26 protein-coding genes and 2 pseudogenes are annotated in these 23,838 nt (G+C 72.2%); 7 read left to right on the top strand and 21 right to left on the bottom strand.

Going from position 1 to position 23,838, the window contains the following annotated elements; translation table 11 throughout:
- A pseudogene (locus ACZ7KX_RS39770) lies at positions 1 to 575 on the top strand (ATP-binding protein); the annotation flags it as partial.
- A 103-nt stretch (positions 576 to 678) separates the two neighbouring features.
- Here the strand turns inward: ACZ7KX_RS39770 and ACZ7KX_RS39765 are convergent.
- The 3 genes from ACZ7KX_RS39765 to ACZ7KX_RS39755 all read right to left on the bottom strand — a co-directional run bounded on the left by ACZ7KX_RS39765 (position 679) and on the right by ACZ7KX_RS39755 (position 3,019).
- Positions 679 to 1,854, bottom strand: a complete 1,176-nt coding sequence (locus ACZ7KX_RS39765; protein WP_470330811.1) for a helix-turn-helix domain-containing protein — start codon at positions 1,852 to 1,854, stop codon at positions 679 to 681.
- Positions 1,841 to 2,077: a hypothetical protein gene (locus ACZ7KX_RS39760; protein ID WP_470330810.1), complete on the bottom strand. Its 237-nt coding sequence runs from the start codon at positions 2,075 to 2,077 to the stop codon at positions 1,841 to 1,843. Before ACZ7KX_RS39760 ends, ACZ7KX_RS39765 begins: the two co-directional genes overlap by 14 nt.
- 462 nt (positions 2,078 to 2,539) lie before the next feature.
- Positions 2,540 to 3,019, bottom strand: coding sequence for a hypothetical protein (locus tag ACZ7KX_RS39755; protein WP_470330809.1), 480 nt, complete (start codon positions 3,017 to 3,019; stop codon positions 2,540 to 2,542).
- An 80-nt stretch (positions 3,020 to 3,099) separates the two neighbouring features.
- On the opposite strand from ACZ7KX_RS39755, the gene ACZ7KX_RS39750 reads away from it, so the two are divergent.
- Positions 3,100 to 3,987: a hypothetical protein gene (locus tag ACZ7KX_RS39750; protein WP_470330808.1), complete on the top strand. Its 888-nt coding sequence runs from the start codon at positions 3,100 to 3,102 to the stop codon at positions 3,985 to 3,987.
- Between the two features lie 61 nt (positions 3,988 to 4,048).
- A pseudogene (locus ACZ7KX_RS39745) lies at positions 4,049 to 4,648 on the top strand (transposase); the annotation flags it as partial.
- Here the strand turns inward: ACZ7KX_RS39745 and ACZ7KX_RS39740 are convergent.
- The 6 genes from ACZ7KX_RS39740 to ACZ7KX_RS39715 all read right to left on the bottom strand — a co-directional run bounded on the left by ACZ7KX_RS39740 (position 4,581) and on the right by ACZ7KX_RS39715 (position 9,717).
- Positions 4,581 to 5,684, bottom strand: coding sequence for a hypothetical protein (locus tag ACZ7KX_RS39740; protein ID WP_470330807.1), 1,104 nt, complete (start codon positions 5,682 to 5,684; stop codon positions 4,581 to 4,583). The pseudogene ACZ7KX_RS39745 and the gene ACZ7KX_RS39740 sit on opposite strands and share 68 nt — an antisense overlap.
- Before the next feature lie 374 nt (positions 5,685 to 6,058).
- A complete protein-coding gene (locus ACZ7KX_RS39735; protein WP_470330806.1) occupies positions 6,059 to 6,343 on the bottom strand; it encodes a hypothetical protein in 285 nt (94 codons plus the stop codon).
- A gap of 22 nt (positions 6,344 to 6,365) precedes the next feature.
- Positions 6,366 to 7,547 (bottom strand): hypothetical protein, encoded by a 1,182-nt coding sequence (locus ACZ7KX_RS39730; RefSeq protein WP_470330805.1) that lies wholly within the window; start codon positions 7,545 to 7,547, stop codon positions 6,366 to 6,368.
- Between the two features lie 137 nt (positions 7,548 to 7,684).
- Entirely contained in the window at positions 7,685 to 7,924 is a 240-nt protein-coding gene (locus ACZ7KX_RS39725; RefSeq protein WP_470330804.1) for a hypothetical protein, read from the bottom strand.
- A gap of 91 nt (positions 7,925 to 8,015) precedes the next feature.
- Positions 8,016 to 9,173, bottom strand: coding sequence for a hypothetical protein (locus ACZ7KX_RS39720; RefSeq protein ID WP_470330803.1), 1,158 nt, complete (start codon positions 9,171 to 9,173; stop codon positions 8,016 to 8,018).
- A gap of 313 nt (positions 9,174 to 9,486) precedes the next feature.
- Positions 9,487 to 9,717: a hypothetical protein gene (locus tag ACZ7KX_RS39715; RefSeq protein WP_470330802.1), complete on the bottom strand. Its 231-nt coding sequence runs from the start codon at positions 9,715 to 9,717 to the stop codon at positions 9,487 to 9,489.
- A gap of 389 nt (positions 9,718 to 10,106) precedes the next feature.
- On the opposite strand from ACZ7KX_RS39715, the gene ACZ7KX_RS39710 reads away from it, so the two are divergent.
- A complete protein-coding gene (locus tag ACZ7KX_RS39710) occupies positions 10,107 to 10,907 on the top strand; it encodes a ParA family protein (RefSeq protein ID WP_470330801.1) in 801 nt (266 codons plus the stop codon).
- Positions 10,907 to 11,878: a hypothetical protein gene (locus ACZ7KX_RS39705; protein ID WP_470330800.1), complete on the top strand. Its 972-nt coding sequence runs from the start codon at positions 10,907 to 10,909 to the stop codon at positions 11,876 to 11,878. Before ACZ7KX_RS39710 ends, ACZ7KX_RS39705 begins: the two co-directional genes overlap by 1 nt.
- Before the next feature lie 130 nt (positions 11,879 to 12,008).
- On the opposite strand, the gene ACZ7KX_RS39700 is transcribed toward ACZ7KX_RS39705, so the two are convergent.
- A complete protein-coding gene (locus ACZ7KX_RS39700) occupies positions 12,009 to 12,281 on the bottom strand; it encodes a hypothetical protein (RefSeq protein WP_470330799.1) in 273 nt (90 codons plus the stop codon).
- Positions 12,282 to 12,515: 234 nt separating this feature from the next.
- On the opposite strand from ACZ7KX_RS39700, the gene ACZ7KX_RS39695 reads away from it, so the two are divergent.
- Positions 12,516 to 13,370 (top strand): DUF6292 family protein, encoded by an 855-nt coding sequence (locus tag ACZ7KX_RS39695; RefSeq protein ID WP_470330798.1) that lies wholly within the window; start codon positions 12,516 to 12,518, stop codon positions 13,368 to 13,370.
- 64 nt (positions 13,371 to 13,434) lie between these two features.
- On the opposite strand, the gene ACZ7KX_RS39690 is transcribed toward ACZ7KX_RS39695, so the two are convergent.
- The 7 genes from ACZ7KX_RS39690 to ACZ7KX_RS39660 form a co-directional block, all read right to left on the bottom strand.
- Positions 13,435 to 13,566 carry a hypothetical protein gene (locus tag ACZ7KX_RS39690; protein WP_470330797.1) on the bottom strand — a complete coding sequence of 44 codons (132 nt, stop codon included), beginning with the start codon at positions 13,564 to 13,566 and terminating at the stop codon, positions 13,435 to 13,437.
- A complete protein-coding gene (locus ACZ7KX_RS39685) occupies positions 13,563 to 13,802 on the bottom strand; it encodes a hypothetical protein (protein ID WP_470330796.1) in 240 nt (79 codons plus the stop codon). Before ACZ7KX_RS39685 ends, ACZ7KX_RS39690 begins: the two co-directional genes overlap by 4 nt.
- Before the next feature lie 94 nt (positions 13,803 to 13,896).
- Entirely contained in the window at positions 13,897 to 14,715 is an 819-nt protein-coding gene (locus ACZ7KX_RS39680; RefSeq protein ID WP_470330795.1) for a hypothetical protein, read from the bottom strand.
- A gap of 89 nt (positions 14,716 to 14,804) precedes the next feature.
- A complete protein-coding gene (gene dnaN / locus ACZ7KX_RS39675) occupies positions 14,805 to 15,968 on the bottom strand; it encodes a DNA polymerase III subunit beta (RefSeq protein WP_470330794.1) in 1,164 nt (387 codons plus the stop codon).
- A gap of 21 nt (positions 15,969 to 15,989) precedes the next feature.
- A complete protein-coding gene (locus tag ACZ7KX_RS39670; RefSeq protein WP_470330793.1) occupies positions 15,990 to 16,385 on the bottom strand; it encodes an RRQRL motif-containing zinc-binding protein in 396 nt (131 codons plus the stop codon).
- Positions 16,386 to 16,526: 141 nt separating this feature from the next.
- The gene (locus tag ACZ7KX_RS39665) at positions 16,527 to 17,162 is read right to left on the bottom strand and encodes a hypothetical protein (RefSeq protein WP_470330792.1); all 636 of its coding nucleotides are present in this window, start codon (positions 17,160 to 17,162) and stop codon (positions 16,527 to 16,529) included.
- Positions 17,163 to 17,309: 147 nt separating this feature from the next.
- A complete protein-coding gene (locus tag ACZ7KX_RS39660; protein ID WP_470330791.1) occupies positions 17,310 to 17,786 on the bottom strand; it encodes an AAA family ATPase in 477 nt (158 codons plus the stop codon).
- 127 nt (positions 17,787 to 17,913) lie between these two features.
- Between ACZ7KX_RS39660 and ACZ7KX_RS39655 the strand changes: the two genes are divergently transcribed.
- Positions 17,914 to 18,129, top strand: coding sequence for a hypothetical protein (locus ACZ7KX_RS39655; RefSeq protein WP_470330790.1), 216 nt, complete (start codon positions 17,914 to 17,916; stop codon positions 18,127 to 18,129).
- A 7-nt stretch (positions 18,130 to 18,136) separates the two neighbouring features.
- On the opposite strand, the gene ACZ7KX_RS39650 is transcribed toward ACZ7KX_RS39655, so the two are convergent.
- The 4 genes from ACZ7KX_RS39650 to ACZ7KX_RS39635 all read right to left on the bottom strand — a co-directional run bounded on the left by ACZ7KX_RS39650 (position 18,137) and on the right by ACZ7KX_RS39635 (position 23,830).
- Positions 18,137 to 18,331, bottom strand: coding sequence for a hypothetical protein (locus tag ACZ7KX_RS39650; protein ID WP_470330789.1), 195 nt, complete (start codon positions 18,329 to 18,331; stop codon positions 18,137 to 18,139).
- A 74-nt stretch (positions 18,332 to 18,405) separates the two neighbouring features.
- Positions 18,406 to 20,730 (bottom strand): hypothetical protein, encoded by a 2,325-nt coding sequence (locus tag ACZ7KX_RS39645; protein WP_470330788.1) that lies wholly within the window; start codon positions 20,728 to 20,730, stop codon positions 18,406 to 18,408.
- A gap of 92 nt (positions 20,731 to 20,822) precedes the next feature.
- Positions 20,823 to 21,245 carry a conjugal transfer protein TraB gene (locus ACZ7KX_RS39640; protein ID WP_470330787.1) on the bottom strand — a complete coding sequence of 141 codons (423 nt, stop codon included), beginning with the start codon at positions 21,243 to 21,245 and terminating at the stop codon, positions 20,823 to 20,825.
- A 20-nt stretch (positions 21,246 to 21,265) separates the two neighbouring features.
- Positions 21,266 to 23,830 carry a hypothetical protein gene (locus ACZ7KX_RS39635; RefSeq protein ID WP_470330786.1) on the bottom strand — a complete coding sequence of 855 codons (2,565 nt, stop codon included), beginning with the start codon at positions 23,828 to 23,830 and terminating at the stop codon, positions 21,266 to 21,268.
- Positions 23,831 to 23,838: the final 8 nt, after the last annotated feature.

The raw sequence follows: 23,838 nt of genomic DNA, 5'->3' as shown, positions 1-23,838 counted from the left end.
AGTCCCACGACGTGCGCTTCCACCAGCTCCAGCGCGGCACCTCCGACCGGGTGCGCAACAAGCGGGTCAACGAACGCACCGGCCAGGAAGTCGGGCGCACCTTCGAGCTCCACCAGCGGTCCCTGTCCCACACTCCCGTCCCCGGGCACGCGCCGGTCGCGTACATCCTGGTGCCGCCCGGAGCGAGCGCCAAGAGCCTGGCCGCCGAGTTCGCCCGCTTCGTCGGACTGCCGGTCGGCCCGCGCATGACCCAGGCCCTGCTCACCGCGACCGTCTGCAGCATGTACACCAGCCTGGGGGTGAGCCTGGTCCTGGTGGACGAGATCCACCGCCTCAACCCCCGCACCACAGGCGGCGCCGAGGCCGCGGACTTCCTCAAAGACCTCTCCGAACGGCTTCCCGCCACGTTCGTGTACGCCGGCGTCGATGTCACCGCCACACCCCTGTTCTCCGGTGTACGCGGCGCCCAGCTCGCCGGGCGCGCCTCGCTGGTCGACTGCGACCCCCTGCCCGCCCGCACCGGCCACCAGACACCGTTCCGTTCCACCGTGGCCGCGTTCGAGCACGCCCTCGACCACCTCGCCGAAGAACACCACCGCCCCATCCGCCCAGCGGCCCGATGACGATGAACCGTCCGCCCCGCAGCCGCGTGGTCGCCAGGCCGACCCCGGTTCGTGCTCACGGGCCGTCCACTTCCCTCCGCAAGCCGCTGTCGGGCTCCACCACTTCGTGGCGCAGCGGAACCGTGACCTGCGTCCTCTGGGCCCAGGAGCGGGCGTAGACCACGGTGTGGAACCCGCCGGCGTGGTAGCCGCCGCTGCAGATCACCACCTCGGCGTCGGTGACCTTCACGGTGAGCCTGCGCCGCGCTCCCCACTCGCCCACCAGGTAGTCGTTGCCCGCGGCGTGCACGTACCCGGCGGAGTCCGGCTGTACCCGGGTGCGGTGACTGTCCGAAGGCGGCCGGAGGAGCGGATGGTCGGCCGAAGGATCCGAGAACAGGGCGGACCGCTCGGCAGCCCAGCGCGCTGTCCGGTCGGGATCCCAAGAGCTGTGGAAGTCCTCCAGCCACGTGTGCAGGGCGGCAGCGAGGTCGTCCGGCGAGGTGAAAGAACGATCCGGTGGACAGACCGCCGTCAGATACCGACGGGCGGTCGCCAGCAGGTTCGGCACGGTGATTCCCTCGGCGAAGAACTCGACCGCGGTGCTGCCCAACTCGGCCTGCCTCCGGTAGACGGGCCAGCCGGTGCCCTCGTCCCAGCTCCATGACGGCGGCACCTCGATGCCCCGGGGATCCCAGCGCACCGTGTGCGGCACGCCGCCCCACTCGTGAAGGAGACGATGCTGGGCGGCCCACACATCCGACAGCTTCGGTGTCACCGCTGCCCGGGCTGCCAGCCGACCGGAGTCACCGGCAACCATCAGCACCACCGGGCAGCGGCGCCGCTGCCCGAATCCCACCTCGACCGAGCCCTCAGGCAGCCACAGACCGCACTCCGCCCAGCCCGGGGCCAGTTCCGGTACAAGACGCTCCCGCACCGCCGGCACCACCACAAGCGGGCGCAGGCGCGCCACCTCGGCCCGCAGCAGGCTCTGCGACGCCGGCCACCTGATCCGACGACCGATCTCCGCGGCGGACCGGGAGGGCTGCTCCTGCAGCAGACGCAGGATCCGGGCCTCGAACGGCGCTGCGAGCGACGGGCGCGGCGGCCGCCGGTAGCGGGGGGCCTCCGCCGCTCGAACGAGGCGGCGCACCGTGTTCGGCGCCATCCGCTCACGGCGGGCGATCTGCTTGATCGGCATACCGCCCTCATGCAGAAGACGCACCCGCGCCCAGGCTTCAGGGGAGAACACGCCGCCCACCCTCCACGCCCGCATCGGGCACCTCGGGCACCTCGGGCACCTGGCGGCCCGGTTCCCTCCACGCCCGGCGCACCTCACTCAACGCGGCGATGACAGGAACCACGGCAAGCAGAAGGGCCTCCAGCCCCCTCAGCACCCGACGGCCCAGGTAGTACAGGGCCGCCAGAAGACCTCCGACGGCCGTCACCGTCCCGGAGAGCTCGCTCAGCGTCATGCGGCACCGCCGCGGCGGCAAGAAACGACTGCAACCGGACGACCGGTACATGCGGGTCCCACTGCATACTCCCTCGTGCATCCACGCGGGCCCCACGTCAAAGGCCCGCCCTGCCAGCGCGCATGGATCTCCATTAGCGCCGGCACGACGGGCCATCACGTCCACAACTACTGTCCCGACCAGGGGTGACAAACCCTCGAACAACCGCCAACCGAAAACTGAACCCCTCCCGGCGGTCCGCAACCCCCGGAGCCTGCACCAGCCATCCCCACCGGACGGCCCGACGAACGCGGCAACCACTCCGGGCCGCCGAGAAAGGGACCCTCCCGTCCCTACACCACGGCCGCCCCGACCCGGCGACCTGCGCGCTCCTCACCCCCCATCGCCGCCGCGCCTGCCTGCCCCACCTCGATCCCGGCAGCCTCCTCACCGCCTGGGCGCACCACCACGGCCCTTGGCCGGTCAGCCCGCCTGCCGAAGCCCGCCCGTGCCGAAGACGTCATCGAAGCCATGCGCCTGCCGGGTGGTCACCAGGTAGTAGGAGCCACCCGGGTGCTGGTGCCCGTAACCGCTGTAGAACGCCACCTCCGACGGGGTCAGGACCCTCAGGTCGCCGAAGACGTAATACAGCGGGATCGAGACGCTGATGGCCGTGAACTGCAGGCCCGCCACGAGGCTCTTGCGAGAGACGGAGAAACGGTGGGAGTCCGCGCTGCCCAGCGAGGTCTTGGCGTCGATGCAGACGACCTGCATACCCCGCGCGGCGATCATGTCGGGCAGCTGCCGCAGGGGCGAGTCGGACAGGCGCAGCGCGGCCTGGATCGCCGGCGGGTAGGTGCCCTGGCCGAACGGGTGGACCGTCCAGCCGCGGCGTCCGAGTTCGTTCATGACGTGCTGTTCATGCCGGTCCCCGATCGCTTTGCGGTGGGTCCAGTCGGCCACGCGGCCCTCCCCTTCAACACGCACTCGTGGTACCAAAACTGATGCTTCCGTACTACTACGCTACCCGCTAAGCTGACGCCATGTCGGCATACGTTGACCCACGCTTTCGTCCCACGCTCTGGCCCGGCGCTCCGCTCCCCGTGCCGGCGCTCCGCCCGTTCACGGAGGTTGTGGTCAAGGGCGACTGGCTGCTCTGGAAGCCCGGCCCCACCTTCGGCCAGCCGCTCGTCGACCTTCCCGAGGACTTCTACCTTCGCGAACTCATGGACCTCTCCGCCGACGACCTCGACGGGATCGGAGAGGCGTTCTGCACCTACGGACTGCTCTTCGACCTGAACGGCGACGAGTACGACAAGAGCGACCTCGACGAGGAGGATCGGAAAGCCTTCGCCGAGCTTGTCCGGCGCCAGCCACCCGACGAGGAGGACCGCTGGCTGGCTGGCGTACACCGCGACCTGGTACGGGAGCACCTGGAACCGGCGCAGGAAGCCGTCCGCACCTGGCTCGCCTGCCAGCGCGAGGGCGGCCTCGAGGAACTCGTCTCCTCCCACGTCACCAACGAGGTGTTGACCGAATGGCAGGCGCTCAACGCACACAAGGACGAGCCCTGGCCCCATTCACTGGACCACCTAAGGGGGCTGCTCATCGAAACACAGCTCCAGCTCCTGTCAGGCACCCTCCAGCAGGCCCTGAGCAAGTTCAGCGTCGGCCTGGGCGACCTCGCCGATCGAGGCCCGACCGTCTACTCCGCCGCTTTCCTCCAGCTGTACAACCACCTCGCCGAAGGCGCGGCCGTACGCACATGCGCCAACCACAACTGCGGCCGCGACTTCGTCCGCCAACGCGGCCGCGCCAACTACGGCCAACACCGCACCACCGGCGTCAAGTACTGCTCCCGCGAATGCGCCCGCGCCCAAGCCCAACGCGACCTCCGCCGACGCCGCCGCACCACCGAACCCACCACCTGACAACACAGCCGGCAGCACACAGTCACACCCAACACACGCCCCCCGACAAACAGGGCTCTCAGTCGAGTTGTCGATCGCGGCCGAGCACCGGCGCGGGCACGGCGCGCTGTACGCCGCGCTGGACCGGGGGTGGATCGAGCCGACGCGGTTGCGCCGGGCTCTGGCCGGCCTGCCGGTGCCCAGGGCGGCCGACGGACGGATCGTGCTGGCTGTGGACGTGAGCAACTGGCTCCGCCCCGATGCCCCCACCAGCAACGACCGGCTCTTCTGTCACGTCTACGGTCGAGGCGACCGCAAGACGGACCAGTTCGTGCCGGGATGGCCGTACTCCTTCGTCGCCGCGCTGGAGTCCGGCCGCACCTCCTGGGTCGCGCTGCTGGACGCCGTACGCCTGGGTCCGGCCGACGACGCGACCGCGGTCACCGCCGGCCAACTGCGCGACGTCGTCACACGGTTGATCCGGGAAGGGCACAGGCGCGCAGGCGATCCCGAGATCCTGATCGTGATGGACTCCGCTTACGACGTCACCTACCTCTCCCACGCCCTGGCCGACCTGCCCGTCGTCCTGGTCGGGCGCCTGCGCTCGGACCGCGTCATGCTCCGCGACCCGGGCCCCGACCGGCGCGGCCCCAAGGGCAGTCACCCCCGACCTGCGCGGCCAAGTCCCCGGCCCACGCCCGGGCTCGCCGTTCCTGCTCCCACGGGGCGAGGTACGCGAGACAGTCCCGCAGACGCACCACCGTCCGGCCTGCCAGGTAGTCAGCGTGGGCGGCGCCAGGACTCTGGCCTGCGATCTGGTGGCCGACAACGATGATGTGCGCGAGCCGCTGGACCCGACGGCGCTGGTAGATCTCCCCGACGCCCGCCTGCACGCTCCACAGCGCCCGCAGATCGTCCAGCACCCGGTCGGTGGCGGCGAGGCCCGGGCGGGTCCGCTCCAGCAGGCTGACGATCGTCTCGTCGTCCGTGCCGGTGAGCAGCGCACCGACGGCGGGCAGGGAGAGGTCGAGCAGGGCGGTCCCGTCGGCTGGCTCGTCCAGGTGACCGGTCTTGGCGGTGTCCAGCAACGCGGCCGACACGAGAAGCGCGGCCTTGCCCACGGTGTCCGCGGGGTTGTGCCCGAGGTCCAGCGGTGCCCACTCGCGGCGGCGGTGCTCGGCGTGCCAGCGCACCAGCCGGTCGCCCCACACCACGCACCCCATCCACACGCTCGGGAACGCGATGGTGATGTAGACCTCCGGGTCGGACTCCAACGTCGCCAGGCGCAGCTGCTCGGCCGGCACGTCAACGGTCACGGCGCCGTCCAGGCGGACTTTGTAGGCGCGGGGCGGGCCCGGGGCGATCTCGCGGCTGTCGTGGTCCGGCTGCCACACCGGGACGTCGATCAGCCCGGCCCGGCCCTGGTGTTCGCCGCCGGTGATCCTCACGACATCGTCGCGCCCCCAGGCGCCGCGCTCGTCCGCCAGTGCCAGGGGAGACCGCTTCGGCCGCCAGCGCCATATCGTCCACGCCGCCGGCTCGCCGCACACCCGGCCGCGCAGCCCGTCCGCCAGATGGCACAGCAGCGCCCCGAGCCGCACGTCCTGGCCGTCCGCACCGAGGTACTCCAGCGCGGCCGCCAGGACGTCGACCACTTCGGCGCGGGGCTCCGCTGCGACGATCTCCAGCGCCTGCTCGTACGCCTGGTGCTGCTCCACAGCCGTCCTCCATCCCGTCGGTCTGCGGATCGTCGCACACGCGCAGGGCTTGGCGGGCCCGGATCCCGGCCGGACCGGCCACAGTCGGCCCGACTTCGGCGGGCGCCCCTCTGCCGGGCGCCGTCGCCATCTACGCGCGCCGCAGGCCCGCCGGTCCCGCTTCCCCCGCCCGCCCAGCCACCACCAACAGCAGCAGCAGCCAGGGCCCAGGAGAGGGATGTAGGAATTTCGGCGGCCCGTCACAGCTGCTCTGGCCTGGCCGGATGCCGCCCGCCTGCCCGGGCGGGGGCGTGGCGTCAGGAGCTACGTCAGGAGTCACAGCAGGAGCTACGTCAGGAGCTACGTCAGGAGTCGCTCCGGGGCCGGACACGGCGTTACCGCAGGCGCACGTTGCCCTTCGCGTCGATGACGATGCTCAGCTGTCCGTCGAGGTTCTCCCGCAGGATCTTGCTCAGCTGCGTCCAGTCGAAGGGATGCCGGGGAGCGGTGTCGATCCCCCCGGGGCTTGGATGCGGACCGTCATCACCCCATGTGGAGTCGAAGAGGAACGCGTCGGCGATCGTGCGCGCCATGGTGGACCCTTCTTCCAGACTGGCCGGATGGTCACCATAGATCCGGACCGTGACCCGGCGAAAGGACCGGTCGCGGTCGACCGGCATAGGGCTACCCGAGCACCAGCGCTCAGGTCAGCCGCTGGTCCCGGGCGGCACGGAGCAGCGCGACAGCGTGGGGTGCGTCGGTGGAGAGCCAGGGGTCTCCGTCGGTGGCGTCGATGATCAGGCGGCCGCGCACGTAGGCGCCCCAGCCGGCCCCGTCCCTCTCGGCCCAGCCGAGCAGTCGACGGCTCGCGTCACGGACGGCGAACACATCGGGAGCGTTGTCCCAGCCCTCGACCACCAGATCGCTCCCGTCGATGCTCCAGGTGGCGGTCGGGGCGCCCATGCCGCGGGCGAGCGGCGACTGCGCGGACACTTCGGGAGACAGTGCCAGGAGCAGCTCCCCGGGCACGGCGCTTCCCGCCCCCAAGACCTGCGCGGCGCCCGTGTGGTCGCTCACGCCGGCCGGGCCGGGACCGGGCCCAGCGGCGGCCGCGGCCCCGCTCGTTCCGACGCGCGGGGAAAGGACGGTGCGGGTGCCCGGAGTTCTGGCGGCCGCTCCGGCCGGGCTGCCGGGCGCGGCAACGTCGCCGGTGCCGGCGGCCGGTCCGACCGGAACGGGCACCGCAGTGACAGGACCGCTCGTTTCGACGCGCGAGGAGTCAAGGGAGATTGCGGGGCGGCCGGTTTCGACGCGCGGGGAATCAAGGGGTGTGGCGGCGAGCCCGGGCACGGACGCCTGACCGTCGCCCGGCCCCACACCCGGGCGGGCAGCGATCATCTCGTAGCGCAGGACGCGGGCCTGACGCACGATGCGCCGGGTGGCCCCGGTGAGAGCGGTCTCCAGAAGTGCGAGGGCCTGGACGCAGCGGAGGTCGTCACCCTCGCCACGGCGGGCCCGCTCCAAGTGCTCCAGGAACCGGGCGGTGCTGCGCTGGACGGCGGCGGCGAGCTCCAGGAGCTCGCGATGGCCGACCTCACCAGCTGCCGGGATTTCGACGCGCGAGGCAACAAGGGCATCGGCGACGGCATCCTGCTGATGCACCGCGCGCCGGCGCCGGTAGGCCTTGGACGAGCAGGAGCGCCCGCAGTACACCGGGTTCCGGCCGGGCCCCGAGGTGTGCAGCTCGGCGCCACACTCGGCGCAGCCGGGCACGGGCGACGGCGTCTCAATACGTCGCGCGTCGATTTCACCCGGCGCCTTGATGCCTCGCGCGTCGAAATCATCGGACGTCCTGATACCTCGCGCGTCGAAATCATCGCTCATGATCGGAAGAGTAGCCGGAGCTCCGGACACGGCCCGCACGCACAGCCCGCAGACGGGCCGCCGTCGCCGCGCACATCCTGCGTACGGCATCCGGCAGCGCTGCGCATCGCGGGCCTGTGCGCAGCGCTGCGCGGCGCTCATCCCTGCGCAGCGCCGCCGGTGTAGGCGAGACCTCCCTCGCCCAGCGGTCGGCGCCCTGCGCCCGCAGGGCGCGCCTCCGGGGGCTGCCCCTGCGCGGACTCGTCAGCCGGGTGCGCGAACGGGGAGCGCTCCACCGGGAGGAGACGGGCTCCGAGTGGCTGGTCGACTACGGCGTCGCCGTGGGAGAACGGCTGGGCCAGCGGGCGCCGCACCGGGCGGGACGATTGATCACTCATGCTGAGAGTCTGTCACCGAAGACCGGACATCAGTCAGCTCGTCTCGGACAACCCTCCCGCTCTCACCAGCGACCAGCCTCTGTGGATCCAGCTACGACTCCGTCTCGGCGGTTATCTTGTCTTCAAATTCAAACTCCTCGGGCAGGACGTCCTCCCAGTGCCGGAGGATGCCCTGGGCCACCAGCAGGGCTGGCACGACGTAGGCCTCGTCCAGAGCCCCCTCAAGTAGGTGAGCGACCCGGTGACGGTTGTAGTGGTTGGGAGCCTCGGGGGTCGGCTTGAACAGGTACTGCATGCCCGCGATGATCAGCCACTCGATGAGATGCCAGCTCCGGAAAGTCGTGGGCTCGGGCTTTATCTGCCATGTCTGCATCAGAACCAGCCCAGGGCCGCGGGCCCCCTTTTTGGGCGGTGGTATGGAGTCGGCGTAGGTGCTTTCGAGATGCTGTGCATAGGTGCGAACGATGTTGTCGAGAACGGCAGCAACCAAGGTCAGCGCGGCCTCGTGGTGACCGCTTTGTGCTGCCGACAACGCTTTACGGACCAGCTGAGCGAGCGGCTTGACCTCCGCATGGCTGATGGTCTGCAGGCTCACGTCGATGTCGGCAAGGATTTCGTCGCGCCGGTCGCGAAGGACCTGGTGACGCCTCACCTGGTCGTCCCGAGCCTGCACCAGCTGCTGAACGATCGCCGCACGGGGAGCCCACGCAAGCACGATGCCGTCTGCCGCGCTGATGTCCAGAATCGCTGCCCAGTCGTCGTCCCCGAAGCTGCGCAGATTGGGCGGCAGCAGCGCTTCTACAAGCTGGGTCAGGTTGCGCCCGGCCTCTTGAATCTGGCGGCTGACGTCCGGCAGGACCGACGTCAGGACTGCCAGCTGCTGCTCGAACAGCTTCTGCCCTACCGCCATATCGATGGTGGGCATCACCATCCGGGACACATGCTGCTCCATCGCCTTCGCGAGCCCGTCCGTGAAGAGACGGGTCTGCGCCCAGGCGAATTGGTGCGCAGTCTCAAGCCCGTTTCGGATGGCAGCAAGGGAGGCGTCGTTCGCCAGGGTCAGTGCCGCGATTTCCGGAACCTGGCTCTTCGGGAGACCGCTCTGGCTTGGCTTAGGCTCCTCACCAGCCTTCGACGGCTTCCCTCCCGTGCCAGCGACAGGTTGCGGCGGATCCTCGGCAGTCAGCGGCTTTGGCTCGGAGACAGGGTGATCGGGCTGCGCGTCGGGCGACTCGTCATCAGCGCTCATCCGGGCATTCTCCGTCTCCGCCCAGACCGGGCGCGAGCGATTTCGGCTCAGGGCTTCGGGCGCTGGCTCATCGCCCCTCACCGTCACCTCGCGGCCTGCGCGCGGTGCTGCGCCGCGGTCCCCGCTGCGCAGCACTGCCGGTGCAGGTGAGGCCACCGTGGCCCAGCGGCCCGCGTCAATCCGGCGACGGCCGCTCGGGCCCGGCGGCCTGACCGCGACTAACTGCTGACCAGTCCTGGACCGCACGACGGCGCCCACGCGGTCCAGCCCGGGCCGCCACCAGGTGCCGCCGGGCCGGACCGCTTCCTGGGCCCTACTCGGTGCCGGTCTCCGGGTGGAGCGGGCACGGGCCGCAGCAGCACCGGGCCGGCTGCTGGACCGCCGCGCTGGCACGCGCCTTGCGGATGGCGCCGATCGCGCTCGCCGCGCTGGAGATCACGCGGCTGACGTTGTAGACCGCGTGGGCGAGCTGGCCGGCCTGCGGGCCGCCCGGGTCAGCGACGGCCTCGGCGAGGACCTGCAGAGTGGACTGAACGGGCGTCATGACGCCCCCCTTCAGGAGAGGTGTGTTCCCTTCACCCCTTCGTGGTGCGCAGAGTCCACCTGGCAGGACCCGCGCGCAGAAACGTCTGTGGCATGGGGCACAGCGCCACGTTCCCCTACGGAATTTCGGATCCGAAAATGCGGCGCAACCGCGCACCGGACCGGCAGAACGAGGGGCGGTGTGCCAGGCAGAGAAGGCCGACCGCCAGCTGCCCGCCTACCCGAGGTCTCGGTGGGCTCCCGGACCGCAGGGGTGTCCGTTGCCACGGTGTGGACCAGGCTCCCGCAGGGCGCGGATGGGATGACACGCCCTCGATGTGCCGCATGCCCCGTGGCCCCAGATAGCCTGCCATCCGTGCATTTGGCATTCAGCGGTCGGAGGGACCGGGCATGAGCAGAGTGATCGCGGTCTACAGCGAGAAGGGCGGCGTCGGGAAGAGCGCGCTGTCGGCCGGCCTGACAGCCGCCGCCCGCTCACGCGGGTTGGACGTCGTTGCCGGAGACCTGGACCCTCGCGGAACGTTCACCGCCGAGCTCGGAATCGCCGAAGACCAGGCCCCCGCGTTCACCATGAACGACCTGCTCGCTCTCGATCCCCAAGGCGAGACCGGACTTGCCGCCGAGGCCTTCGCCCCGGCGTCCGACGCGTGGCCGGGCGTTCAGGTGATCGCCGCGGAGCGCGCTCTCGCCAACCGCGAGACCGACAACGTGGCGGTCGGCTTGGAGTTTCGCCTGCGACTTGCCCTGAAGGGCGCCATAAAGCCCGGTTCGGTCGGCATCCTCGATCTCCCCCCGCGCGCCGGCGGCAAGCTGGTCACCTCGGCCCTCGTCGCGGCGACTGACGTGATCATTCCGGCGACCCTTGACGAGGACGGCCGTATCGGCGCCAAGGAGGCGCTCGCGACCATCAAGCTGGTCAAGGACCTGGGCATGAACCCGGACCTGCGGGTAGTGGGCATCGTCCCGTCGATCGTCCCCGGCGGACGCAGCACGTTGAAGGACGCCATAGGGGGTTACCTGGCGGAGACGTACGGGGAGCTGTACCGCGACGATCTTGCGATCCCCCGGCATTCGGTGCGTCAGCAGACGCGGTTCGCGTGCGTTCCGATCACGGCTGCCTCCGGCAAGGAGGCTCAGGCACTCGCGGGTGCCTACGACCGAATCCTCACGGCGACGGGAGTGTCCCTGTAATGGCGGCCAACAAGTTGATCCAGGCCGGCACGAGCCGCCTGAAGAAGGCACCCGACTCTGCGGTCGATCCGGCGGTGCCCGCCAAGCTCCAGGAACAGGCTGCGGCACAGGCTGCTCCTTCCGCGTTGCCGGCGATCGTGGGCGCGCAGAGCGTCTTCGCGGGCGGCAAGGTGCTTACCGGCGAGGACATCACGGGCACTCCCGAGGAGCAGCTCGCCTTCGTCACCGAGCGGCTGCTTGAGATCGACGGCCTCGGGCGCAGGGCCGAGGACTTCGTCGTGCTCAACAAGGGCGTCTTGCTGGAGACCGCGCAGGAGCGCGAGCTGCACGTGGTCGCCGGCTACTCGAACTTCGCCGTCTGGGCGGGCGACGTCCTGGACGTGGACGACAAGTACATCTTCGAGCTGCTGCAGGACGCGGCCCGGGCCCGTGCCGTCTCGGAGCTGGGGCCGGACCTCACCCAGTACCTGGGGCGCGCTTCGGCCCGCAAGGCGGTGGCGGCCGTCATCGCCTCGCACGACCTGAAGACTGCCCGTACGGTCGTCGAGCGTGGCGTTGCCGAAGCCGTCACGCAGGGCAAGAAGCGCCCCACCGCGGCGCGGCTGGTCGAGCTCGCCTCCGAGCTGACGACACCGTCCATCCCCGGGCAGCAGGTGGGGTCGGAAATTTCTGACCCCGTCCCCGCCGTGCAAAGGTCAGAAATTTCTGACCTCGGGGATGAAGAGCAGCCGGGCGTCGCGCAGCTGCACGACCTGAGCCGGTCCGCGGCCGTCCTGCGAGAGCGCGTGATGCCGCTGCTCGCCCCCCGCGTGTTGAAGGCCGCGGCGGAGGCCGACCCGGCCGCGGCCCATCGGCACCTTGAGGACCTCGACGTCGAGGTGCAGCGCCTGGCCAAGCGCTTGGCCGTCGCCAAGAAGACGGTGGCCGCAGCGGTGGCCGCGGCTCCCGTGGATGCGGAGATCGTCGGCTGACTCCCGAGCGGTGACGGCGTTCGCGTCACGGCTCCGGATACGCAAAAGGGCCCGCCCCGAGAGGCGGGCCCTTCGCTGTACCGGGTCAGGGCGGGGCGGCGGTTGCCCCACGGGCAGGAGCGCCGGGCGACTACTCCGTGGTGCGCTCGCCCCGCTTGATGGCGCGGACGGTTGCGGGGGCCAGGCCCAGACGTGGGGCGAGGCGGTCGACCGGCACGCCCCGGTGCAGGGCTGCGCGGATGGCCCGGTCACGGGCCGCCCGGTACGTCTGGCGGATCCCGGCGCCGGCGACGGTGCGCTGGATCGCGACCGCGATCCAGCCGAGGGCGCTGCCCTGCCAGGTACGGGCACGGTCGCGGAGTTGGACGTTGGTCGGTCTGGCGGCGGTCGGGTTGGTGGACATGGCCGTCTCCTCACCTGGGCCACGTGCGGGCCCTGCGTGCACGGTGAGGCCAGATGGAAGATCAGGCAAGACCGCCGTTTCGGCCATACGACCGCCGACCGATGCAGAAATGTCTGAGCCACCGTGGCACGTGCTGCCGGGCAGGGACAGCGGACCGGTCTGACTTTCGGGAACCAGGCTCTTGCCGACGGGCGGGACGGCAAAGTGAACCCGGACTTCCAAAGAGGAGGATGGATGAGGGCCTGGATGAAGCCGGAAACCGAGGACGAGAGGTTCGCGCGTTGCCTTGGGCACTACGCCGCCGCTGTCACTGAGGCACTGATCGCCGACGGTCTGTCCGTCAGCCTCGACGCCATCTTCGGCCCCCGCATGGCGTGGGATGAGGCGAAGGAGAAAGGCGGTCCCGACGTCGAGGTCTTCGAGGACGCCGCGGCGTACCTGGCGTTCGGGCACGGGTTCCGGCGGCGCGTCGCGGGCGGCAAGGGCTGTGAGCTGAGGTGGGAGGCCGATTCCGGCTGGTACTTCTTCGTCGACGACATCAACGTGAAGTACGAGGAGTCGATGGCGGCGGCGCGATGGCTGGGGGCCGGTCTGGTGCCTGAGCCCACGCGCGTCGTGCAGTTCGTCTCCGCGGTGCTCCTGGATCCCGGCTCCGCCGGCAGTTCGGAACGCCCTTACTACCGGACTGCAGGGAAGGAACCGCAGGCCGTGGTCTCCCGGCTGGAGGCCCACGTGCCGAAGCGGTTCCACGGGACGACTGTGGTGGGGAACCTGCCGTGGAAGTACCGGCATGACTGGAACCGCAGCAACCTGGTCAGCCGCCAGGTCGTCTCCACAATGACCAGCACACCGGGCGAGCCCTGGACAAGCGTCCCGATCCGCGCTTCTGAGGCCGAGGCCCTGAGCCGACTCCTTGAGCTTCTGGAGATGTCCGGGCCTCCGTCCGCACTGACCGCGCTGGGCCACAACCTGGGCGAGGACCTCCGGTCCCGTCTCGCCGGGCACGGGGAAGCCGAACAGCAACAGCGCGGCATGCTCGAAGCCGTACGACTCAAAGAACACTTCGAGAAGTACCCGCAGCCGGAGTGACTGAACGAGCAAGGGCCCCGTACCCGGCGCGCTGCCGGACACGGGGCCCTTCGCGGTGTCCTGATCAGGCAGGGCCAGCAGCGCGGTCCAGGCCGATTGCCCGGGCGACGACGGCGAGGGTCTCGGTCCAGTCGCCAGCGCGGTGGACGGCGCGGTCGTCGACGTAGCAGGCGGCGCCGAGCTTGGTGCTGGTCACCAGCACCGGCCCCAGAGGAGGAGCGCGGTGATGCCGACGACGATCAGCAGCATCTGCGGGGAGATGCTGCGGGAGTTCTCCAGCCGCTGGATCTCGGCCCAGAGAGCGTCTGCCTTGGCCTGGAGGCCGATGCGGGACGGGCTGCCCGGGTCGAGACCGGCGATGGTGGTGGACAGGGCGTGCAGCTTCTCGTAGGCGGCGGCGAGCTGTGCGTCGCGGGATATCGCCCAGGACAAGAGGGTGCTCCTTCGGTCGGTCGTGCTCGGCGGGGACGGGCGCTGGTGCGGGCCGGGGCGGCGGCTGGGGTAGGCCGCCGCCCCGGAGACGGGGTCAGTGCTGGTCGTCGGGTCGGCTGGTGCGGCGCCCGTCCCGGTCGACGACCAGGACCGTCTCGATGCGCGGCTCGGGCACGGTGACCTCGACGGTGACCGGCGTGGGCTCGGGCGCGGCCACCGTGACGGCCGGGGCCTCGACCGTCACGTTCGGCGGCTTGGGCGCCTCGTTGATGACCGTGGTGTGGGTGGTGATCCACGAACCGGTGAGGGCCAGGGCCACCAGCGCGCCCCACAGCACCACGACCAGGCCCGCGGCGACCGGCCGCCCGGCACCCGGGGTGCCGTCCCAGACCATCGCGCAGGTCACCGCGCCCCACACCAACGCACCGAGCTGCGCCCCGGCGGAACCAGCGGTGCGCAGCGACCGCCACAGGATCAGCAGGCCGGTGGCGGCCCAGGCGCCGTAGAGGGTTGCGGGTCCGGCGGGCAGGCCGGTGCCGCGGTCGGTGAGGCTCCGGCGGATCGGGTCGTTGACGGTGTGCCAGACCTCGGCGGCAGGGTGGGCAACGTTGGCCGGGTCGAGCAGCCAGCGCAGTCCGGCGAGGACGTACGGGCCGAGTGCCAGGGCGAGGATGACGAGGACGGCCAGGGCGCCGAGGCCGACGAGGAGCGCCTGGGCATCGGTGAGGTCGGCGTAGCGGCCGGGCAGGACCTGGTGCGGCCGGCGGGGCGGCTCGGGGCGGTGCCAGATCATGTCCGGCCGCTCGTCCTGCTCGGGCGGTCCGATCGGGGGCAGGGCGCCGAGCGTGGGGAAGACCAGGTCCTCGTCGTCGTAGTCGTCGCGCTCGGGCTGGTCGGGGGTGTGCTGGGACACGGTGCTACTCCTCGGCTGGCGGGACGCGGAACGGGCGTGAGGTCGGGGGCCGGGCCGCCGCCGATGTGCGGTGGCGGCCCGGCTGCGGGTCAGGAGGGCAGGCGAACCGGCATCACGACGTAGCGGTAGGGCAGCTCGGCGACGTCCTGGTCGTCGCCGCCGGTGCGGGCGGTCAGCAGGGCGGGCTTGTGCTTGTCGCCGACGTGCAGGACCACCTCGGAGGAGCCGCAGGCCTTGATGCCGTCGCCGAGGAAGTCCGGGTTGAAGCAGATGGTGTAGTCGTCGGGCAGGTCGCCGGTGACGGTGACCTCGATCAGGTCGCGGCCGCGAGCGTCGTCGCCGACGCCGGCCTCGATGCGCAGCAGGCCCCGGTCGAGGGTGAGCCTCACGGGGGCGTTCTCGCGGGCAACCAGAGCGACACGCTGGACGGCGGCGGTCAGCTCGGTGGCCGGGGCGCTGATGGTGCCGTCGGCGTCGGGGATCATCGAGCCGAGCTTGGGGAACTCCGCGCTGATGAGCCGGGTCATGAAGCTGGAGCCGGTGGAGGACCAGCCCCACAGTTCGCCGTCGCTGTGGAGGGTGAGGGGCCGGTCGGTGTCGTAGGCGCGGGCGAGGTCGCCGAACGTCTTCGCGGGGATCAGCACCTGCAACGGCCTGGTGCCGGTCTTCTTCCGGCCGGCCTTGGCCTCCGGTGCCGGGACAGGCCGGACGGTCAGGGTGCGGTGGCTGATCCGGTAGCGGTTGGTGGCCACCATCGTCAGCTCATCGTCGTCCAGGGTGACCTGGACGCCGGTCAGCGCGGGCAGGGCCTCCTCGGTGGAGGCGGCGAAGGCGACCTGGGCGACGGCCTCGGCCCAGCTCTCGCCCTGCGCGGTGGCGACGGCGGGCGGCAGCGCGGGCAGCGACGGGTACTCGTCGGCCGGCAGCAGCGGCAGCTCGAACCGCGAGCGGCGGCAGGTAAGGGTCAGCCGGGTGTCGTCGGCGTCCAGGTCGACGTCGGCCCCCTTGGGCAGGCGGGCGCAGATGTCGTTCAGGAGCCGGCCGGGCACGAGGATGCGGCCGTCGTCGGCGATCTCGGCGTGGCAGGTGTCGGTCGCGTAGACCTCGTAGTCACTCGCGGCCAGGTGCAGGCCGCGGGCGTCGGTGGTCAGCAGGATGCCGGCCATCACCGGGACCACCGGCCGGGTGGAGACGGCGCGGACGGTGTGGGCGACGGCGGCGGACAGCTGCTGGACGGACAGGCGGAGCTTCACGGTGATCCCCTCCGGGGGCGGTCAGGCGGCGGTGGTGAGGGCGGCGAGCAGTTCGCGCTCGTCGTCGGACAGCTCCGAGCACGGAACGCAGGAGCCGAGGGTCTTGAGCGGCAGGCAGGCGTCGTAGCGGACCTGACACAGCGGGCAGGTCTGCCGCTTGGCCATGGCCCGGTCCAGGGCGGCGGCCCGGCCCGGGGTCATCGGCCGCACCGGCCGGGCGCCCTCGATGCGGTAGAGGTAGGCGATCCGGCGGCCGCGGCGGCAGACGACCTGCGCGGCGGGCTCCTGGCCGCCGGGGCGCAGGCCCATCGCGCGCAGCTGGCGGCGGGTGTGCAGGCCGGGGTCGGCGAACTTCCACGGCCAGGTCGGCAGGCCGCCGTGGTGCTCTCCGGTCGGATCCAGGTCGGGTGCGCGCACGCTGTTGCTCTCCGTTCCGGTTGGTCGGGGTGGTCGAGGTGGTGCGGGCCGGTCGGCCGGCCCCGGAAAGCGGCCCGCCCGCCCGGCCGGGATTCGGCGGGGCGGGCGGTGTGCGGGCCGGAGGCGAGACCGGGCGGCCGATCAGCGGACGTTGTTGTTGACCGTGCCCTTCCATCCCGCGGACTGCTTGCCGATGGTGACCTCAATGTGCCGGTGGAACATCGCGAGGACGGTGCCGGTCGCGGTGGCGCCGTCGCCGCTGGCCGTCGCGGACGCCCCGGTACCCGCCCCGGCGGCGACGGAGCGGAGCTTGCCGAGCAGGGCCGCGACGCCGATCACCACGGCTGCCACCGCGATGGCCGCCCACTTGAGGACCTCGCCGATCTGGTCGGCGTGCGGGGCGACCTGGCCGATCGCGGCGCCAACCATCCACACCGCGCCGCCGGCCGCGAGCGCGGCGAGCGAGCCGTAGAGGATGCAGTGCCGCATCACCAGCGGCAGGCCCTGCTCGGCGGCGGGCTGAACTGGGGCGGCGGGCTGCGGGGCGGGCTGCGCCTGCGCGGCGGTGGCGGTGAGGGGGTTGTGCACGGGGACGGCGACGACCTTGCCGTCGACCAGGGCGGGGATGAGGGCCGGGGTGGCGGGGGTGGGCTGGAGCGGGACGGCGACGATCCGGCCGTCGAGCGCGGCCGGTACGTAGCCGGGCTCCAGCAGGTAGGCGTTGAGGTCGACCGCCTGGTCTGCGGCGGTGGTGGGGCTGGTGGAGAGGCTGTCCACGGCGGGCTCCTTCGAGGCTGTGGGTCGGGCGGGGGATTGGGTCGGTGCGCGGCGCCGGGCGCCTTCTGGGGCCGCCGGAGACGCCCTTTGGCGGGCGGGGTCCGGCGGCCCTCGGAGAGGCCGGGAGACGGGCGTTGAGGGTGCCGGTCAGCCCTGTTCGCCGCTGTGACGGCGGGGCAGGTGCTCGGCGGTGTCGGGGTTCAGGTAGTGGTCGCGCAGGTCCGCCCGCTGCCAGGTCTGCAGCGTGGTGTCGCGCACGGCGAGGGCGGTTCCGACGGCGAGGCGGCGGCCGGTGGTGGCCAGGCGGAGCAGCTGCTCGACGGTCAGCTTCTCCCGGGTCATCAGTTCGTCGGCCTCGTCGATCAGGAGCAGCACGCGCGGCTCGGCCTCGGTCGGGGTGTGCTCCCAGCCCCGGCCGGCGCGCGCGTCGACCAGGGCGAGGGCGTCGGCGAGCATCTGGGCGGCGCCCTCGTAGCCGGTGCGGCGGTCGGCGCCGGTCAGCTCGCCGTGCGGGTCAATGGCCCAGGTGACGGCGACCGGGTCGGCGGCGTGGGCGGCGGCCAGGTGCTGGAGGCGGCGGGTCTTGCCGGAACCGGTGGGGCCGACCAGAAGAAGCTTGTACACGGGGGTGGGTCCTTTCTCGGGGCGGGTGCGCCCGCACCCCGGAAGTGGGTGCGGGCGCGGGTGTGTGGGAATCGGCCTGGTGGGGCCTGGTGGTGCGTCAGGCTGGTGCGGATCGAGGGAGGGTGCGGTGGGCTGGTTGTTCCGGGACGAGCCGGAGACGGTGGAGTTCGAGGCCGTGGTCGGGGACGACGGCACGATCTGGCCGGCGTGGACGGACGACGACGGCGTGCTGTGGATCGACTCCGAGGACGACGTCTACGTGGTCGTCGAGGGCGTGATCATCGACGGTCGGATCTACGAGGCGTGGGTGCAGGACGACGGCACGCTGTGGATCCCGGACTGACCGGCGGTCAGGGCTTGACCGAGCCGGTTACGTGGGCGGTGCCGTCGAGGGCGGACTGGATCGGCTGGGCCAGGCCGGTGGAGGCCAGCAGGAAGCCGAACACCGCCGCGACGATCGCGGCGCCGACGGTGGCGCGGCGGGAGCGGACCATGAGGAACAGGACGACGCCGGCCAGGACGACGCCGGAGACGGACACGATCACGAGGGGTTCTCCTTCGGGGAATGCTCGGGCGGGGCCCGGCCGGTCGGCCGGGCCCCGCTGCTTGTGGTGATAAGTCAGGCGTCGGCGGGGTCGGTGACGAGCTGGTAGACGCCGCGGCCGCCCGACTCAAGCCAGCCGTCTCGCTTGAGCTCGCCGACCTCGGTGTTGACGGAGCCGGTCTGGTATTCCGGGCAGAGGACCTTGCGCATCTCCGGCAGGCTCATGGGTCCGTCGGCCAGGAGGTCGAGGATCCGCTCGCGCAGCGTCGGCGCGCTGTCGAACGGGTCGTCCAGGTCGACCGCGCTGTCGGCGGCGGGCGGGTCGAAGGCCGGCATCGCGGGCAGCTCGGGCAGGGCGGCCGGGTCCGTGTCCGGCGCCGGGCCGTAGTCGGCGTCGGCGTCGGTCACCGGCACGCCGCCGGGAGCCGGGTCGGTGGGCGGGTTGTTGCGCAGCGCGTACGCCTTCCCGGCCGCGTCGGCCTCGCCGTCGGTGATGGTGGCCGGCGGCTCCTCGCCGTACAGCTCGATGAGGTCCGGGTAGATGCCGTTCTTCTTCTCGGCGTAGAACGTCCTCATGAACGAGGCCCGACCGTCGAGGAACATGTATGCCATGCCTGCCGTCGACTGTCCTTCGTCGTCCTCGGTGCCGTGGAACAGGGCCTCGATCTGCCCGGTCTCGTAGATCCGGGCGGGGATGTTCTCCAGCTGGAATCCGGGCGGCGCGACGCCGTCCAGGCCCATGTCCCGGGTGCTGCTGGAGGCGGTGCGCATCAGGACGAGGACGCCGACCTTGCCCTGCTGGCGGATCGCCTCCTCGTCGCCCAGATCCTTCAGATGCAGGGACTGGACGGCCAGGCGGATGCCGATGCCGACCTTGCGGCCGGTCTTCTGGATATCGGCGATCAGGTAGGCGGCGAGCTTCTTCTTCTTCTCGTCCGGGTGGCTGAGGAGTCGGTTGATCTCGTCCAGGGTGATGTTGATCAGCGGCCAGGGGCAGCCGATCGCGAAGTCCCCGCGGCCCATCTCGTTGCTGATCTTCTCGCGGTACTTCATGACCCGATGGCCGGTGACCAGCATCGTCAGGGCCTCGTCCTCACCCTTGGCGAACCAGTCCACCCTGCCATCGGCCTCGGGCAACGACATGCCGCCCTGGATGTCGGCCACCCACGACACCACCCCCGAGCGTTTCTCGGCGGCGAGGATCAGGTTCAGCAGCACCGACTTCCCGGCACCGGTGACACCGGCGACGATGCCGCGCAGTGCCCCCTGTCCGGGGTCCCACAGCCGCATCACCGCCGGACGTCCGTCGTGGCAGACGCCGACCGCGACCCGACCCCGCTCGTCCATCGTCAGGTCGGCGACGGTGGCCTTACGGACATTCATCAGCGGGTTCGTCCGATAGACACTGACGACGGCCTGGCGCAGCCCGTCGGTCTCGATGACCAGCCGGGTGGGGTCGTCGACGCCGAGGGCGGAGCAGACCTCGGAGTGGGGGAGCCGGATCTTCTTGCCGCGCGGGGCGGCGGCGAGGATGACGATCCGGTCGTCCTCGATGCGGGCCCGCACGAACTTCACGCCGGGGGCAGCGGCGCCGGGGGCGGTGACCGCGCTCTCCCACAGCGCCTCCAGGCTGTTGAACGCCCGGCTGGTCTCGCCGACGGTGGGGGTGACGGTCAGCACCATCCGGCCCGGGCCGGAGCCGAGCAGCGAGGTGAAGGTGACGCTCTCCTCCGGCACGTCGAACGCGGCCGCCAGGTTGCGCAGCGACAGCTGCGGGACCGCCTTGCCAGGCTGGGCGACGATGACCGCCCGGAAATCCGGCAGGCCCTCCTGGAAGTGCTCGACCATGGTCAGCTTCGTGCCCGGCGCGAGCTCGGCCTGGTCCCACAGCCGCGCCAGGAACGACTCGTAGTCCGTCGGCGCGCCCTGGGCCGGAGCGGCCTGCTGGGGCAGGGCGGCGACCAGGTCCGGCAGCGCCTCCTCGGTCAGGCCGGCGGAGCGGGTGAACGGTGCGGCGGCCGCGGCCGCCGCACCCCACAGCACCGGACCCGCGATCTCCCACCAGGCGGTGCCCGGGGCGGCGAGCGCGGCGGCGTAGAGGGCGGAGCCGGTCAGCGTCGGCAGGGCGCGCAGCGCGGAGCGCAGCAGGCCCATGCCCGGGGCGCTGCCGTCCTTGGGGGTGGCCTTGCAGTACAGCCACAGGCCGGTGCCCGCGAAGGTGCCGATCGCGCCGAGGTAGGACAGCGGGCCCTGGTCGCACTGCGGGCCGATCGCGATCCCGGCGGCGCAGGCGGCGTAGGCGAGCCGCTCGCCGGTCATGCGGCGGCGGATCGTCCCTGGGGGCACGGTCGTGGTGGTGGCGCCGATGGCCGGCGCCTCGGTCTGTTCGGTGACGGTCACCGTCGCCTTCCTCTCCTTGGGGTGTGGGTGTGGGACGGGGCCGCACCCGGTGGTGGGTGCGGCCCCGTCGGGTCGTGCTGGTGGTGCGGGCGTCAGCGGACCTCGTAGAAGCCGGGCTTGGCCATCGGCACGTCGGCGGCCTGGGCGGCCTCGTAGATGCCCCGGTACTCGCGGTCGTGCTCGGCCTCGAAGGACCGGGCGGCCATCTCCGTGTCGTCTGCGGCGTTCGCCATCTCCCCGGACGCGGTGGCCACCTTCGTCAGCGCGGCGGAGACCTCCAGGATCTGCGCGGTGTACAGGTCGACCACGCCGGCCTGCCCGCACATCTCCGAGAGGTTGCGGGCCTTGTCGGCGTTGGACTCCATGTGCCGGCGCAGCTTCCACATGCCCTGCTTGAGCGCGAGGGCGCTCGCGGTCAGCTTGGCGGTGCGGTCGGCGAGCCCCAGGAACCCGGGCGTCCCGCCGTCACCTCCGTGGTCGATCTCGCCGCCGCCGTAGGAAACGATGTCGCTCATCGGCTGCTCCCTCCTGCTCGTCAGTTGTCGTTGTGGACGCGGGCGGACGGGGTGCGCAGACCCGCGTCGGCGGTGGCCAGCTGGATGGGCTTGTAGTGGTCGGCCATCGCCTGGTCCGCGCTCTCGGACTGCTCGGCCGCCTCCAGCGAGCTGACCTTCATCTCGTCCGCCTTGCGGGCCAGCAGGTCCATCGACTCCGCCAGGCGGCTCATCGCGGTCGAGGTGAGACTGCCGATCACGTTGTGCGAGGTGCGCAGCTCGGCCGCCAGCTCCTCCAGGTCGTAGCGGATCCGGCGGGCCCGCTCGGCCAGGGCGACGCAGGTGTCGTGCGCGGCGAAGCCCTCCTGGGTGAGCCTGCCGAGCTCGTCCAGGACGTCGTCGATGGTGATCTCGGTGGCGTGCTCGGCGGACATGCCGGGCACCCCGCCGGCGGTGGCGGGCAGGGACACGCTGCTGCTCCTACTGTTCGACCCGCTCTGGGCGGGGACGGAGGCCGCCACGGCTGCGGCGGCCTGCTGGTCGGGCGCACCGGCCGGCACCGCCGCAGCCTCGGCCGAAGCCGGGGACGGTTGCGGGGCGGGCGGCATCGGGCGCGGACGGCGGGTGCCGGGCCGCTTCGTGTGCTTCACCGGGGCCGGGCCGAGCGCGGCCGGCCCGGTGGCGGGCAGACCCTGCTCGGCGCCGTGCTCGGGCGGCCGGTTGCGGGAGGCCCCGGCGTCACCGACCCGGTCCTCCCGGACCACAGTGATCACCTCCTCCCCCGCGCTCGCCATCCCGGCCGCCCCGAACGGCGTGCTGCGCCCCGCCGTGGTGCCGTCGGGCCCGGCGGTGAAGCCGCCGGTGTCCATGCCGGGCGGCGGGGTGGTCGCCTTCTTCGCGCGGGACCTGGCCCGGCGGAAGGCGGCGCCCCACCCGCCGCGGGCCTTCTTCGCGCCCGGCCCGGCGGACGAGCTGGTGGTACGCGTGCTCCCGGCCGTGGAGGCGCTGCCCGCCGCAGCCGAGGCGGCGGCCCTGGCCGCCTTCTTGGCGGCCTTCTTCTGGGCGGCCTTCTTCCTAGCCTTCTTGGAGACCTTGGAGAACACCGGCTTGTGGGTGCGCATCCGCTTGGCCCACCGCCGCTCGAACTCCTGCCGCACCGCGCCCTTGAGCGTGTTGGCGCCGGGCGGGGTGGTGCGGTAGCGCTGGTAGGCCTTCATGCAGCGGCGGCAGCGGCAGTCGCAGTCCTGGTACGCCTCCAGCGTCCCGTGTCGCATCCCGGGCCCGAGCTTCTCCTTGTGGCCCGGCATGCTGAACGTGGGAGGCGTCGTCCCGCCCGGTCCGCCGGCCTTGCCGCGCTTCTTCCCCTTGCCCTTGCGCAGGGTGCCGGAGGACGAGCCGGTGCCGGACGCGCCGGTCGGCGCCTTCACCCGGCCGCCCTTCCCGCCCGACTTACCCGGCGCGGTGCCGCCGGCCGAACCGGCCCCGGACTTGCCGGGACCGTTCTTCCCGCCTCCCTTCACTGGAGCCTGGGTGGTCCCGCCGTTCTTGCCGCTCCGGCCGCCACCGGCCTGCCCGCCGCCGGTACCGGCGGCGGTGTTCTTCCCGGGCTTTCCGTTCGTCCCGCCGCCGGTCTGCCCGCCGCCGTTGTTCTTGCCGGACTTCCCGTTCACCCCTCCGCCGGCGCCGTTGTTCTTGCCGCCGGTTTTGCCCTGGGCGGCCGGTCCGCCGCCCTGCGAGGTGCGGTGCACCGGCCCGCCGGTCGACCCGGCCGGGCCCTTCCCGGATCCGGTCCGGCCCTTGTCCGGACCGGACGGCCCGGTCTTGCCGGTGTCCTTTCCCTTCGGCGACGCGCCCGCTCCGGGGCCGCCGTCCTTGCCGCTGCCGGACCCGGCCCCTTTGCGGCCGCCGGGGGTGCCGCCGCTGGGGGAGGTGGCCGGGCCGGGTGCCGGCGCGGAGCCCGCGCCCCGGCGACCGCCAGGGCCACCCGGCCCGGCGCCGCCCCTGCCGCCGCCGGGCCCCCAGCCGGGACCGCCGCCTCGGCCGCCCTGGTAGCGGTCGAGGGAGCGGCGGCCCCACTCGTGGGAGGGGGTGAGCGTGTCCCGGCCGCCCTTCTTCCCTCCCTCCTTGCTCTCCTTGCTCTCCTTGTCGGCCTTCTCCGCGACCTCGGCGACGGCCTTGCGCTGCTCCCTGCTCGCCCGAAACGCGCTCACCGCGGAGTGGATGCCGCGCATCGCCGCGACCGACACCGCGAGCATCGCCGCCAGCGACAGCGAGCCCAGCCCCGGCCCGGAGGCCGCCTCGGAAGCGGCCTCGGAGCGGAACGCCGCGGGCACCTCGCCGGGCACCGGAGCGGGCGCCGCCACCGGCAGATCCGGCAGCGGCGGGGCCTCGACGGGCACCATCTCGGCCGGGCCGGACAGGCCCGCCAGAGTCTCCAGCGGGGAGCGCCGACCGGTGGCCGGCGGCATCTCCAGGACGGCCGGTTGGGCCGTCTCGGCAGGCAGCGGAGGCGGCGCCTCCGGCAGCGGCGGAGGTGCGAATCCGACCCCTCCACCGGCGCCTCCGGGGAACGGGATGACCGTGCCGGAGCCCTCGTCGTCGCTCATTCCTCCTC

Source organism: Kitasatospora sp. NPDC038210, from assembly GCF_055600605.1.
The sequence above is the reverse complement of the archived record's forward strand: the minus strand, read 5'-3'. Positions and strand labels throughout refer to the sequence as shown.

Excerpts from the sequence above, each read along its gene's own strand:
- ACZ7KX_RS39760 (WP_470330810.1), bottom strand. The coding sequence starts at position 2,077 with ATGACGCTGAGCGAGCTCTCCGGGACGGTGACGGCCGTCGGAGGTCTT.
- ACZ7KX_RS39750 (WP_470330808.1), top strand. The coding sequence starts at position 3,100 with ATGTCGGCATACGTTGACCCACGCTTTCGTCCCACGCTCTGGCCCGGC.
- ACZ7KX_RS39735 (WP_470330806.1), bottom strand. The coding sequence starts at position 6,343 with ATGCCGGTCGACCGCGACCGGTCCTTTCGCCGGGTCACGGTCCGGATC.
- ACZ7KX_RS39730 (WP_470330805.1), bottom strand. The coding sequence starts at position 7,547 with ATGAGCGATGATTTCGACGCGCGAGGTATCAGGACGTCCGATGATTTC.
- ACZ7KX_RS39725 (WP_470330804.1), bottom strand. The coding sequence starts at position 7,924 with ATGAGTGATCAATCGTCCCGCCCGGTGCGGCGCCCGCTGGCCCAGCCG.
- ACZ7KX_RS39720 (WP_470330803.1), bottom strand. The coding sequence starts at position 9,173 with ATGAGCGCTGATGACGAGTCGCCCGACGCGCAGCCCGATCACCCTGTC.
- ACZ7KX_RS39715 (WP_470330802.1), bottom strand. The coding sequence starts at position 9,717 with ATGACGCCCGTTCAGTCCACTCTGCAGGTCCTCGCCGAGGCCGTCGCT.
- ACZ7KX_RS39710 (WP_470330801.1), top strand. The coding sequence starts at position 10,107 with ATGAGCAGAGTGATCGCGGTCTACAGCGAGAAGGGCGGCGTCGGGAAG.
- ACZ7KX_RS39705 (WP_470330800.1), top strand. The coding sequence starts at position 10,907 with ATGGCGGCCAACAAGTTGATCCAGGCCGGCACGAGCCGCCTGAAGAAG.
- ACZ7KX_RS39700 (WP_470330799.1), bottom strand. The coding sequence starts at position 12,281 with ATGTCCACCAACCCGACCGCCGCCAGACCGACCAACGTCCAACTCCGC.
- ACZ7KX_RS39695 (WP_470330798.1), top strand. The coding sequence starts at position 12,516 with ATGAGGGCCTGGATGAAGCCGGAAACCGAGGACGAGAGGTTCGCGCGT.
- ACZ7KX_RS39640 (WP_470330787.1), bottom strand. The coding sequence starts at position 21,245 with ATGAGCGACATCGTTTCCTACGGCGGCGGCGAGATCGACCACGGAGGT.
- ACZ7KX_RS39635 (WP_470330786.1), bottom strand. The coding sequence starts at position 23,830 with ATGAGCGACGACGAGGGCTCCGGCACGGTCATCCCGTTCCCCGGAGGC.